This window comes from Pseudocitrobacter cyperus, assembly GCF_039889165.1.
Classification (GTDB): domain Bacteria; phylum Pseudomonadota; class Gammaproteobacteria; order Enterobacterales; family Enterobacteriaceae; genus Pseudocitrobacter; species Pseudocitrobacter cyperus.
Genome location: NZ_JAYMYY010000008.1, coordinates 133,977 through 146,199 on the forward strand (window position 1 = coordinate 133,977; position 12,223 = coordinate 146,199).

The 12,223-nt window shown below is 55.1% G+C and carries 9 protein-coding genes; 2 read left to right on the forward strand and 7 right to left on the reverse strand.

The genetic code is table 11. The features are described 5' to 3' along the window. Nucleotides 1–125 precede the first annotated feature (125 nt). A complete protein-coding gene (gene metH / locus VSR74_RS20460) occupies nucleotides 126–3,809 on the reverse strand; it encodes a methionine synthase (protein ID WP_347796393.1) in 3,684 nt (1,227 codons plus the stop codon). A 191-nt stretch (nucleotides 3,810–4,000) separates the two neighbouring features. On the opposite strand from metH, the gene iclR reads away from it, so the two are divergent. Further along, a complete protein-coding gene (gene iclR / locus VSR74_RS20465) occupies nucleotides 4,001–4,825 on the forward strand; it encodes a glyoxylate bypass operon transcriptional repressor IclR (RefSeq protein ID WP_347796394.1) in 825 nt (274 codons plus the stop codon). Here the strand turns inward: iclR and VSR74_RS20470 are convergent. The 6 genes from VSR74_RS20470 to metA form a co-directional block, all read right to left on the reverse strand. Beyond that, the gene (locus VSR74_RS20470; RefSeq protein ID WP_347796395.1) at nucleotides 4,822–5,133 is read right to left on the reverse strand and encodes a type II toxin-antitoxin system RelE/ParE family toxin; all 312 of its coding nucleotides are present in this window, start codon (nucleotides 5,131–5,133) and stop codon (nucleotides 4,822–4,824) included. The two genes, iclR and VSR74_RS20470, sit on opposite strands and share 4 nt — an antisense overlap. Nucleotides 5,134–5,148: 15 nt before the next feature. Beyond that, nucleotides 5,149–5,415, reverse strand: coding sequence for a type II toxin-antitoxin system Phd/YefM family antitoxin (locus VSR74_RS20475; RefSeq protein ID WP_347796396.1), 267 nt, complete (start codon nucleotides 5,413–5,415; stop codon nucleotides 5,149–5,151). Between the two features lie 137 nt (nucleotides 5,416–5,552). Then, the gene (aceK, locus tag VSR74_RS20480; protein WP_347796397.1) at nucleotides 5,553–7,331 is read right to left on the reverse strand and encodes a bifunctional isocitrate dehydrogenase kinase/phosphatase; all 1,779 of its coding nucleotides are present in this window, start codon (nucleotides 7,329–7,331) and stop codon (nucleotides 5,553–5,555) included. 60 nt (nucleotides 7,332–7,391) lie between these two features. Then, the gene (gene aceA, locus VSR74_RS20485) at nucleotides 7,392–8,696 is read right to left on the reverse strand and encodes an isocitrate lyase (RefSeq protein WP_347796398.1); all 1,305 of its coding nucleotides are present in this window, start codon (nucleotides 8,694–8,696) and stop codon (nucleotides 7,392–7,394) included. A gap of 31 nt (nucleotides 8,697–8,727) precedes the next feature. Next, a complete protein-coding gene (gene aceB, locus VSR74_RS20490; protein ID WP_347796399.1) occupies nucleotides 8,728–10,329 on the reverse strand; it encodes a malate synthase A in 1,602 nt (533 codons plus the stop codon). Nucleotides 10,330–10,599: 270 nt separating this feature from the next. Beyond that, a complete protein-coding gene (metA, locus tag VSR74_RS20495) occupies nucleotides 10,600–11,529 on the reverse strand; it encodes a homoserine O-acetyltransferase MetA (protein WP_347796400.1) in 930 nt (309 codons plus the stop codon). 156 nt (nucleotides 11,530–11,685) lie between these two features. On the opposite strand from metA, the gene VSR74_RS20500 reads away from it, so the two are divergent. Then, nucleotides 11,686–12,129 (forward strand): acetyltransferase, encoded by a 444-nt coding sequence (locus VSR74_RS20500; RefSeq protein ID WP_347796401.1) that lies wholly within the window; start codon nucleotides 11,686–11,688, stop codon nucleotides 12,127–12,129. Nucleotides 12,130–12,223 lie beyond the last annotated feature (94 nt).

Here is a 12,223-nt window from a genome sequence, read left to right on the forward strand (position 1 = left end):
AATTTATTTATGAATTATGAAGATACACCACCTTTTTAATAAAAAATATATTCAATCACTCATTTAGCGATAAGGACGGTTGCCTTTCAAAAAAATTCCTCCAGCCAAAAGCCGGGGGGAGTAAGTTAATCCGCGTCATACCCCAGATTCGGGGCCAGCCAGCGTTCGACTTCTTCTACGCTCATCCCTTTACGACGGGCATAATCTTCTACCTGGTCGCGCTGGATTTGCGCGACTGCGTAGTATTTGCTGTCAGGGTGGCTGAAGTACCACCCTGAAACCGACGCGCCAGGCCACATGGCGAAGGATTCCGTCAGCTTCATGCCGGTGTGTTTTTCCACGTCCAGCAGTTCCCAGATGGTGCCTTTTTCCGTATGTTCCGGGCAGGCCGGATAGCCCGGAGCCGGGCGAATGCCCTGATAGTTTTCGCGGATCAGTTCTTCGTTGCTGAGGTTTTCGTTTGGCGCATAACCCCAGTAAACTTTACGTACACGTTCATGCAGATATTCTGCAAAGGCTTCCGCCAGACGGTCGGCAAGCGCTTTGATCATAATCTTGTTGTAGTCATCGTGCTGCGCTTCGAAGGCATCGGCCAGCGCGTCCTCTTCCAGCCCGCCGGTGACGGCAAACGCACCGATGTAATCCTCTTTCCCACTCAATTTCGGCGCGACGAAGTCAGAGAGGCAGTAGTTAGCGAAGCCGACTTTTTCCGTCTGCTGGCGCAAATGACGGCTGACGGTGAGCACGTGAGTACGCGTTTCATCACGGTAGATTTCAATATCATCGCCCACACGATTCGCCGGGAACAGGCCAACCACACCACGCGGGTTAAGTGATTTTTCTGCGCTGATTTTATCGAGCATCTCATTGGCGTCTTTAAACAGACGCTGAGCCTCTTCCCCCACAACGTCATCTTCCAGAATACGCGGATATTTACCGGCCAGCGACCAGGTCATAAAGAACGGCGTCCAGTCGATGTAGTTGCGCAGCGTTTCGATGCTGGCTTCCACTTCCTGCACGCCGAGACGGTGGGCCACCGGCGGCGTGTAGCTCGCCCAGTCAAACGCCAGATCGTTTTCACGCGCGGCCTGCAAGGTCACTGGCGGCGTGCGCGGTTTCTTACGCCCGTGCTGAATACGCACGGTCTCGTACTCTTTACGCGTGCGGGCGACAAAGTCGTCACGCTGGGTATCGGAAAGCAGCGCCGCAACCACACCCACGGTGCGCGAGGCGTTCTGCACATACACCGTCGGGCCGCTGTAGTTCTGCTCGATTTTCACCGCCGTATGCGCTTTCGAGGTGGTCGCGCCGCCAATCAGCAGCGGGATGGTGAAGCCCTGACGCTCCATCTCCTTCGCCACGTTAACCATTTCGTCGAGCGATGGGGTAATCAAGCCCGAAAGGCCGATGAGATCAGCGTTCACTTCTTTGGCGGTTTTGAGAATTTTATCGGCGGGCACCATCACGCCCAGGTCGATGATTTCGTAGTTGTTGCACTGCAACACCACGCCGACGATATTTTTGCCGATATCATGGACATCACCTTTAACGGTGGCGATCACCATCTTACCGTTGCTGGAGCCTTTCTCTTTGCTGGCTTCAATGTACGGCTCAAGGTAAGCCACAGCTTGTTTCATAACGCGCGCCGATTTCACCACCTGCGGCAGGAACATTTTACCTTCGCCAAACAGATCGCCGACCACGTTCATGCCGTCCATCAGCGGGCCTTCGATCACTTCAATCGGGCGCGTTGCCTGCTGGCGTGCTTCTTCGGTGTCCAGCTCGATAAATTCGGTAATGCCTTTCACCAGCGAATATTCGAGGCGTTTTTTCACGTCCCAGGAACGCCATTCGGCCTGCTGGGCGTTGGCGGTGTCGTCGGTTTTGCTGCCGCGATATTTCTCGGCGAGATCCAGCAAACGCTCGGTACCGTCATCACGGCGGTTGAGGATCACGTCTTCTACCGCGTCGCGCAGTTCTGCGGGCAAGTCGTCGTAAATCGCCAGTTGCCCGGCGTTGACAATCCCCATATCCATGCCGTTGCGGATGGCGTAGTAGAGGAACACGGCATGGATTGCCTCACGCACCGGGTCATTGCCGCGGAACGAGAATGACACGTTGGAGACGCCGCCGGAGATCAGCGCATGCGGCAGCTCGCGTTTGATGTCTTCACAGGCGCCGATAAAGTCCTGCGCGTAGTTGTTGTGCTCTTCAATCCCGGTTGCTACTGCGAAAATATTCGGGTCGAAGATGATATCTTCCGGCGGGAAACCAACTTCCTCAGTGAGAATTTTGTACGCCCGGCGGCATATCTCGATTTTGCGCGCGCGGGTATCGGCCTGGCCCTGTTCGTCAAAGGCCATCACCACCACCGCCGCGCCGTAGCGACGCAGCAGTTTGGCATGGTGGATAAAGGTTTCTACGCCCTCTTTCATTGAGATGGAGTTAACAATGCCTTTACCCTGAATGCACTTCAGGCCTTTTTCGATGACGTCCCATTTCGAGGAGTCGATCATGATCGGTACGCGGGCGATATCCGGTTCGCCGGCAATCAGGTTGAGGAAACGCACCATCGCCGCTTCGGCATCGAGCATCCCCTCATCCATGTTGATGTCGATAATCTGCGCGCCGCTTTCCACCTGCTGGCGCGCCACATCCAGCGCTTCGCTGTATTTCTCTTCTTTAATCAGGCGCTTGAATTTAGCGGAACCGGTGACGTTGGTGCGTTCGCCGACGTTCACAAACAGGCTGTCGTCGCCAATATTCAGCGGTTCCAGGCCAGACAAACGGCAGGCGACAGGCAGTTCAGGCAACTTGCGTGGCGGCAGCCCGGCAACGGCACGGCTCATCGCCGCAATGTGTTCCGGCGTGGTGCCGCAGCAACCGCCGACGATATTGAGGAAGCCCGCTTCCGCCCATTCGCGGATCTGTTTTGCCATGGTGTCGGCATCAAGATCGTATTCGCCAAAGGCGTTTGGCAGCCCGGCGTTGGGGTGCGCGGTGACGTAGCACTCCGCAATACGCGACAGTTCCTGTACGTACTGGCGTAGTTCATCCGGCCCCAGCGCGCAGTTCAGGCCGAAAGTAAGCGCGTCGGCGTGGCGCAGGGAGTTATAAAACGCTTCGGTGGTTTGCCCGGAGAGCGTGCGCCCGGAGGCATCGGTGATGGTGCCGGAAATCATGATCGGCAGGTCAACGCCCAGCGCTTCAAACTCTTCTTTTACCGCAAAAATCGCCGCTTTGGCGTTCAGGGTGTCGAAAACGGTTTCAATCAGGATCAGGTCGGCGCCGCCTTCCACCAGCGCTTTCGTCGATTCCCGGTATGCGGCCACCAGCCCATCAAAGGTGATATTGCGGAATGCCGGGTCGTTGACGTCCGGTGAGATGGACGCCGTGCGGTTGGTGGGGCCGAGTACGCCAGCCACGTAGCGCGGTTTCTCCGGGGTGCGCGCAGTCCATTCATCGGCACAGGCACGCGCGAGTTTCGCCGCCGCAAAGTTAATTTCCGCCGACAGGGATTCCATCTGGTAATCCGCCATCGCGATGGTCGTGGAGTTGAAGGTGTTGGTTTCGATGATATCCGCGCCCGCTTCGAAGTAGGCATCATGAATGGCGGAGATCACCTCCGGCTTGCTGAGCACCAGCAGGTCGTTGTTACCTTTGAGATCGCACGGCCAGTCGGCGAAACGCGCGCCGCGGAAATCGTCTTCACTCAGACGATAGCTCTGGATCATGGTGCCCATGCCCCCGTCCAGAACCAGAATTCGATCATTTAACTGCTGACGTAATTGTTCAACTTTGCTGCTCACACGCGCTCCCGACCAGACCCAGAGATAAAAAAGGCATCAGGACATACTGGCATAAACCCTGCGGGTGGAAAAGAGAACAAGGCGCTACATGAGACATGTTCACCATGACTCATCGGATCAGTAACGTTGGCGATTGCATTATAATCAGATAAAACGAAAATGATTTCCACGATACAGAAAAGGAGTCCGCTATGGTTGCCACCGTTCCCGCGAAACGCGGAAGAAAACCCGCAGCAGCCGCCGCGCCACAGAGCGGGCAGGTTCAGTCGCTGACGCGTGGGCTGAAATTACTGGAATGGATTGCTGAATCAAACGGTAGCGTTGCGCTGACCGAACTCGCCCAGCAGGCCGGCTTGCCCAATTCCACCACTCACCGTTTGCTTACCACCATGCAGCAGCAGGGTTTCGTTCGCCAGGTGGGCGAGCTGGGGCACTGGGCGGTGGGCGCACACGCGTTTATCGTCGGCAGCAGCTTTTTGCAGAGCCGTAACCTGCTGGCGATTGTCCACCCGATTCTGCGCTCGCTAATGGAAGACTCCGGCGAGACGGTTAACCTGGCGGTGCTCGACCAGAGCGACCATCAGGCCATTATTATTGACCAGGTTCAGTGCACGCAGTTGATGCGCATGTCTGCGCCCATTGGCGGCAAGCTCCCCATGCATGCGTCTGGCGCGGGTAAGGCTTTTTTGTCACAACTGAGCGAAGAACAGGTCACTGGTTTGCTGCACCGTAAAGGGCTGCATGCCTATACCCACGCGACGCTGGTATCGCCGGTACATCTGAAAGAGGATCTCGCCCAGACGCGCAAGCGCGGGTATTCGTTTGACGATGAAGAGCATGCGCTGGGGCTGCGCTGCGTGGCGTCCTGCATTTATGACGAGCACCGCGAGCCGTTTGCGGCAATCTCCATTTCCGGGCCGATTTCACGCATTACCGACGACCGGGTAACGGAGTTTGGCGCGATGGTGATCAGGGCGGCGAAGGAAGTGACGCTGGCGTATGGTGGGGTACGCTAACACCTGTGGCAGGCCTGGAGATAATTATTGGGATCCTGCCTTTCATGCAACACGGCCAGAACCACAATCCCCTCCGCGACCTCCTGGTAGTAAATCACGTGGCTTTCAACAGGAAAGCTACGCACGCCTGAAAAAAGGTCGTCACTGCGGTCGCGGCCTGGTGAGGGATGCTTGTCGAGAATACCCGTCATCGTGGCACGTAATACATTCGCATATGTCTCAGCGACCTCTTTTCCCCATCGTTGCGCAGAGTAAACCCGGATCGCCCGGATATGCGCCTTCGCCATTGTGGTAAACCGCACGCTCATCCCTGAATCGTATCCTTACTTTGCGTTGAGCTCATCATCAGTCAGTGGGCGAAATACGTCATCGGCGCTATGAAGTTCGCCTCTCTCCGCCTGGGCGATAGACTCTGCCAGCACGGATTTCAGGCTCTGTAATTTTAGCTGGGTGTAATGGTCATACTCTTCTGGTGAGATAACAACGGCCACACGTTTTCCATGCTTACTGATTTCCACGGGCTCACGCTGGGCTTTCATCAGTAACTCACCAAACTGGTTCTTGGCTTGCTGTGCGGGCATGCTCTGCATACCGCCTCCTTCCGTCTAAAATGGCTCGAATAGCTCTTAGCAATATCATAGAAAGAAGGCATCGGTTGCTCCAGTGAAATCAACATGACATACGTCCTGATCCAAACTGGAGCCACAATAGAACGCAAAGTCACGTATCACAAATGGCTCGATTCATTCCTGGAAAGAGACTCGCAAAAGTGGGGTTCCAGCACACCATATCGCACGCTAAACCGCTGCCTGCGGCGATAAGCAAAGACATCCTCTACGTGTCCCTCGCGGATGCGCTTTTGCAGCGCGCGCCAGTACTCCGCGCGGAATAGATCGGCATGCATCTCTTCAAACAGCGGGCCGATGCGCGGGTCGGCACAGAGCCAGTGGCGAAACTCCTCCGGGAAGACATCGCCCGGCGAGACGCTGTACCAGGGTTCGCAGGCCAGCTCGTCTTCCGGGTAACGCGGAGGCGGGATATCGCGGAAATTCACTTCCGTCATGTAGCAAATTTCATCGTAATCGTAGAACACCACGCGGCCATGACGCGTGACGCCGAAGTTTTTAAACAGCATATCGCCGGGGAAAATATTGGCGGCGGCGAGCTGGCGAATGGCGTTGCCATACTCTTCAATTGCATCGCGCAACTGCTGTCCCTCGGATTGCTCGAGCCAGATATTGAGCGGCACCATGCGGCGCTCAATGTAGAGATGGCTGATAACGATGTGATCGCCCTGTTCGCTGATTTTTTCCGGCGCTTCCTGTTGTAACAATGCCATTAGCGCGGGCGAAATTTGCCGTTTCTCCAGCACAAAGTTTTCGAACTCCTGGGTGTCCGCCATCCGCCCGACGCGATCGTGCTCTTTCACCAGTTGATAGCAGGCACGAACGTGGGCGGCGTTCATCTCTTTTTGCGGGGCAAATTTGTCTTTGATAACCTTGAAGACGCGATCGTAGCCGGGTAGCGTAAACACCAGCATCACCATGCCACGAATGCCCGGCGCCTCAATAAACAGCTCATCAGTACTGGCGATATAGTGTAGATATTCCCGGTAACTCTCGGTTTTTGCATGCTTCTGGCAGCCAATCGCCATATACAGTTCCGCCGTGGATTTGCCCGGCAGGATCTCGCGCAACCATTCCACCATCGCCGCCGGCAGTGGCGCATAAACCATGAAATAGGAGCGAGCGAAGCCGAAGACAATGCTCGCTTCCGTCGCCGTTGTCAGACAGGTATCGACAAACAGTTCCCCTTCATCCGTGCGGTGAATGGGCACTAAAAAGGGCAACGTGGCGGAGGGCGTCACCAGCTTACCCACCAGCCACGCCGCTTTATTCCGATAAAACAGTTCGTTCGCCACCTGCAGATGCGATTGCTGAAGCATCGCCTGGCCGAAGGTTTCACTCAGATGCGCAATGATGTAGTTGATATCACGCTGTTTATTCTGCCACGGCAGGCGGAGCGGCAGGTCGGTCAGCAGGCGATTGAGCAGCAGCCCCCAGCCATGTTCAGGGAAAAAATCCTTCGCCAGCGGGCGTGGAATGGTGCGAAAGCGGCGCGCAGGCTGAGAGCTAAAAATAAAAAGCCGCTCCGGTGTGAGCGAGCGGTGATCGAATAACCGGCAGTAGACCGAGTTAAAAAAGCTCTCCGCGATTTCAAAGCGAGGGTAATCGGGGAGAAGCGCGGTGTAGTGCTCCTTCACGCGTAACAAAAATTCGGCATCCGCGCCTTTGCCATCGGTGATGCAACGCAACTGCTTCACCACCAGGCCGACGTGATGATCATAAAGGTGAATACGGCTTTTCATCGCCTTTTGCACGGCGTGCCAGTCGGCCTGTTCAAAGCGCTGCTGCGCGCCGGACGTGACTTCCAGAAAGCGCCCGTACTGGGCGTCGAAGCCCTGCAGAATGGTTTGGGCAATCAATAATTCCAGGCCACGCGGCATAGTTATCCTCGTTCAGTGCGCGATGTCGGCCCGGTAGCGGCGCGCCACCGGGCATCGGGATCAGAACTGTGACTCTTCCGTTGAACCGGTCAACGCGGTTACCGAGGAAGCGCCGCCCTGAATAATGGTCGTCACTTTATCGAAGTAGCCCGTCCCCACTTCCTGCTGATGAGAAACGAAGGTGTAACCGTCTTTGCCCGCTTCAAATTCAGGCTGCTGCACTTTCTCAACATAGTGCTTCATGCCTTCACCCTGCGCGTAAGAGCGCGCCAGGTCGAACATGTTGAACCACATGCTGTGAATGCCCGCCAGAGTGATGAACTGGTATTTGTAGCCCATATCCGACAGTTGTTGCTGGAAGCTGGCGATGGTTTTATCGTCCAGATTTTTCTGCCAGTTGAACGATGGCGAGCAGTTGTAGGCCAGCAGCTTGCCCGGATATTTAGCGTGTACCGCCTCGGCAAAACGGCGCGCGAGGTCGAGATCCGGCGTCGAGGTTTCACACCATACCAGGTCTGCATACGGCGCATACGCCAGGCCACGGCTAATCGCCTGCTCAATGCCCGCACGAGTACGGAAGAAGCCTTCGCTGGTGCGCTCACCGGTGATGAATGCGCTATCGTAAGCGTCGCAATCGGAGGTGATCAGATCTGCCGCATCCGCATCCGTTCGCGCAATGACCAGCGTCGGCACGCCCATAACATCGGCCGCCAGGCGCGCCGCAACCAGCTTCTGAATAGCTTCCTGCGTCGGAACCAGCACTTTCCCGCCCATATGACCGCACTTCTTCACCGACGCGAGCTGATCTTCGAAGTGAACAGCCGCTGCACCGGCTTCAATCATCGATTTCATCAGCTCATATGCGTTCAATACGCCACCGAAGCCCGCTTCCGCATCGGCGACGATCGGCAGGAAGTAATCGGTATAACGCGGATCGTTCGGTTCGATACCGGACGCCCACTGGATCTGATCCGCACGGCGGAAGGTGTTATTGATCCGATCCACCACCGCCGGTACCGAGTTCGCCGGATAAAGCGATTGATCCGGATACATGCTCGATGCCAGGTTGGCGTCAGCCGCTACCTGCCAGCCGGAGAGATAAATCGCCTCAATACCCGCTTTCGCCTGCTGCAACGCCTGGCCGCCGGTCAGCGCACCGAGGCTGTTAACATAGCCTTTCTTCGACTCACCGTGCAGCAGTCGCCACATCTTCGCCGCGCCCAATTGCGCCAGCGTGCACTCCGGGTTAACCGAACCGCGTAATTTCACCACTTCCTCAGCGCTGTAGGGGCGACGAATACCTTCCCAGCGCGGTTGAGTCCACTCTTTCTGTAATTCTTCAATTTGTTGTGTACGGGTTTTCATGTGCAGATGCTCCATATTGTTATGTGGTGATTTACGCTAACAGGCGGTAGCCTGGCAGAGTCAGGAAGTCGATAAGGTCGTCGGAGGTGGTGATCTGCTCCATCAGGCGCGCGGCGGCATCGAAGCGCCCACTGCTGAAGCGGTGCTCTCCCAGCTCTTCCTGAATCACCAACAACTCTTCGGCCAGCATCTGGCGGAACAGCGCTTTGGTGACGGCTTTGCCGTTGCTCAGGGTTTTCTGATGATGGATCCACTGCCAGATAGAGGTACGGGAGATTTCCGCCGTTGCGGCATCCTCCATCAGGCCGTAAATCGGTACGCAGCCGTTGCCGGAGATCCACGCTTCGATGTACTGCACCGCAACGCGAATATTGGCGCGCATCCCCTCTTCGGTACGTTCACCGTCGCAAGGGGCCAGCAGTTGCTCAGCGGTGATAGGCGCATCGTCGCTGCGGGTCACGAATAACTGATTTTTATGCTCGCCGAGCACATCGTTGAAAACGGCCATCGCGGTGTCCGCCAGCCCCGGATGCGCCACCCATGTGCCATCGTGACCGTTGTTGGCTTCCAGCGATTTATCCGCTTTGACTTTATTGAGCACCTGCGTATTTCGCTCGGCGTCTTTGCTCGGAATAAACGCCGCCATGCCGCCCATCGCGAACGCGCCGCGTTTGTGGCAGGTTTTAATCAGCAGGCGCGAGTAAGCGCTGAGGAACGGCTTGTCCATCGTCACTACCTGGCGGTCAGGTAACACGCGGTCGGGGTGGTTTTTCAGGGTTTTAATGTAGCTGAAGATGTAATCCCAGCGGCCACAGTTCAGGCCGACAATGTGATCGCGCAGCGCGTGCAGGATTTCATCCATCTGGAAGACGGCGGGCAGCGTTTCAATCAGCAGAGTGGCTTTGATGGTGCCGCGCGGCAGGTCAAAGCGATCTTCCGCATAGCTGAAGACGTCACTCCACCAGGCCGCTTCCAGCCAGGCCTGGGTTTTCGGCAGATAGAAGTACGGGCCGCTGCCTTTCGCCAGTAACGCTTTGTAGTTGTGGAAGAAGTAGAGCGCGAAATCAAACAGGCTGCCCGGAATGGCTTCACCGCGCCAGGTAACGTGTTTCTCCGGTAAATGCAGGCCGCGCACGCGACAAATCAGCAGCGCGGGATTGGGTTTCAACTGGTAGATTTTCCCCGCTTCATTGGTGTAGCTGATGGTGCCGTTCACGGCATCGCGCAGGTTGATTTGCCCATCAATCACTTTGTTCCAGTCCGGCGCCAGCGAATCCTCGAAATCGGCCATAAACACTTTTACGTTGGCGTTCAGGGCGTTAATCACCATTTTGCGTTCAACGGGGCCGGTGATCTCTACGCGGCGATCCTGTAAGTCTTCCGGGATACCGCGAATTTTCCAGTCACTGTTACGAATGGAAGCGGTTTCCGAAATAAAATCAGGCAACTTTCCGTCATCGATATCCTGCTGTTGCTGAATACGCGCAGCCAGCAGTTTATTGCGCTGCGACGTAAAGCGCGTCACCAGTTCACTGAGAAATTCAACGGCTTCTGCCGTTAAGATCTGCTGCTCCTGCCCGGTAAAAGGTTCGGTAAACGCCAGTTCATCCGCCGTTGTTGCCTGTTGTGTCATTGTGCTGATCCTCATTATGTATTCCGATCGATCCCCCAGGGGTGAACGGACGATCGCTGCATAGTTTTCATTCAACACTTTTAAGACTATCCAGGAATTAATAAAAATCAAAAACGATTTCCATTTTTAAATTAAATTGCATGTAACATGATGATTAGAATGGAATTAAAATTTTTTAATTGATTGAGGTGCTTTTCGGAAATGAAAAAGGCACCCGAAGGTGCCTGAGGAAGAGTGCTGAAACGCTTTAGGATCGAGAGATGTAGACGATCAGTCCAGCGTTGGATTCATATTCCGCAGATCGTATGGCGTGATCTGGTAGACGTAATAGTTGAGCCAGTTAGCAAACAGCAGGTTGCCGTGGCTACGCCAGGTGGCGCGAGGTTTGTTTTGCGGGTCGTTTTTCGGGAAGTAATTATGCGGCACTTCCGGGCTAAGGCCGGCATCAACATCGCGGAAATATTCTCCCGCCAGCGTATTAGCATCATATTCCGGATGACCGGTGACAAACGCGATGCGCTTATCTTTACTGGCGAACAGGTAAGCATCCCCGTCTTCCGTCTCCGCCAGGATGTCGAGGTCGGTATAGTCGCGGATCAGGGCCGCCGGGAAGTCGGCATAGCGTGAATGCGGTGCAAGGAAACTGTCATCAAAGCCGCGCGTGAGGAGGGCATGAGGTTGCAGAATGTGGTGCTCATAGACGCCGGAGAGCTTGTCGGTGCGGGTTTGTTTCGGGATACCATAAAGGATATTCAATGCGGCCTGCACCGCCCAGCAAACAAAGAGCGTTGAGGTGACATGATCTTTTGCCCATTCCAGTACTTGTTTAATCTGCGGCCAATAAGCGACATCGTTAAACTCCACCAGGCCCAGCGGCGCGCCCGTCACAATCAGGCCATCAAAGTTCTGATCGCAGATTTCATCGAAATTACAGTAGAAGTTATTCAGATGTTCAGCGGGCGTGTTGCGAGACTCACGGGCATCAATACGCAGCAGTTGAATATCCACCTGTAGCGGTGAGTTGGACAAAAGACGCAGGAACTGGTTTTCCGTTTCGATTTTCTTCGGCATCAGGTTGAGTATCAGAACCTTCAGAGGACGAATTTCCTGACCTGTTGCACGCGATGCCGTCATCACAAAGACATTTTCATCACGCAAGAAATTGACGGCTGGTAGCTCGTCCTGTACCCGAATCGGCATAACCTTGTTACCTCACAACATACGTATAAACGTTTAGATATCCAGATAGCTGACAATAACCAGGAATAAGTGAAATGTCGAGTCGGCATGTGAAAGGTGAGAAAGTTTCACTAACAACATTACCGTAGAATATAAGAATAAATAAAAGGAGTAATTATGGTTATTAATATTCGCCGTTCCCGGCACGATGAAGGGGAAAAACTGGTCGCTGTCTGGTGCCGTTCTGTTGATGCCACGCACCATTTTTTGTCTGCTGAGTATCGGGCTGAGCTGGAGACGCTGGTACGCTCATTTTTACCGGAGGCGCCGCTGTGGGTTGCGGCCAATGCGCAGGATGAACCGGTTGGTTTTATGCTGTTGAGCGGGCAGCATATGGATGCATTGTTTGTGGATCCTGATGCGCGTGGCAGGGGGGTTGGCCGTTTGTTGGTGGAACTTGCACTCTCTCAGGCGCCGGAGTTAACGACTAATGTGAATGAGCAGAACGAGCAGGCGGTTGGGTTTTATAAGAAGATGGGGTTTAAGGTTACAGGGCGCAGCGAGGTGGACGATCTTGGGAAGCCGTATCCGCTATTGAACCTGGCGTATTTGAAGGGGTAGTGCGGTGTGTTACCCGGTGGGCGGAGCTTACCGGGTCTTCGGGGCTTTTCCCGCTGCAACGCAAAAAGGCCATCCTTTCGGATGGCCTCCTGCT

Excerpts from the sequence above, each read along its gene's own strand:
- aceA (WP_347796398.1), bottom strand. The coding sequence starts at position 8,696 with ATGAAAACCCGTACACAACAAATTGAAGAATTACAGAAAGAGTGGACT.
- aceK (WP_347796397.1), bottom strand. The coding sequence starts at position 7,331 with ATGCCGCGTGGCCTGGAATTATTGATTGCCCAAACCATTCTGCAGGGC.
- VSR74_RS20500 (WP_347796401.1), top strand. The coding sequence starts at position 11,686 with ATGGTTATTAATATTCGCCGTTCCCGGCACGATGAAGGGGAAAAACTG.
- aceB (WP_347796399.1), bottom strand. The coding sequence starts at position 10,329 with ATGACACAACAGGCAACAACGGCGGATGAACTGGCGTTTACCGAACCT.
- VSR74_RS20470 (WP_347796395.1), bottom strand. The coding sequence starts at position 5,133 with ATGAGCGTGCGGTTTACCACAATGGCGAAGGCGCATATCCGGGCGATC.
- iclR (WP_347796394.1), top strand. The coding sequence starts at position 4,001 with ATGGTTGCCACCGTTCCCGCGAAACGCGGAAGAAAACCCGCAGCAGCC.
- metA (WP_347796400.1), bottom strand. The coding sequence starts at position 11,529 with ATGCCGATTCGGGTACAGGACGAGCTACCAGCCGTCAATTTCTTGCGT.
- VSR74_RS20475 (WP_347796396.1), bottom strand. The coding sequence starts at position 5,415 with ATGCAGAGCATGCCCGCACAGCAAGCCAAGAACCAGTTTGGTGAGTTA.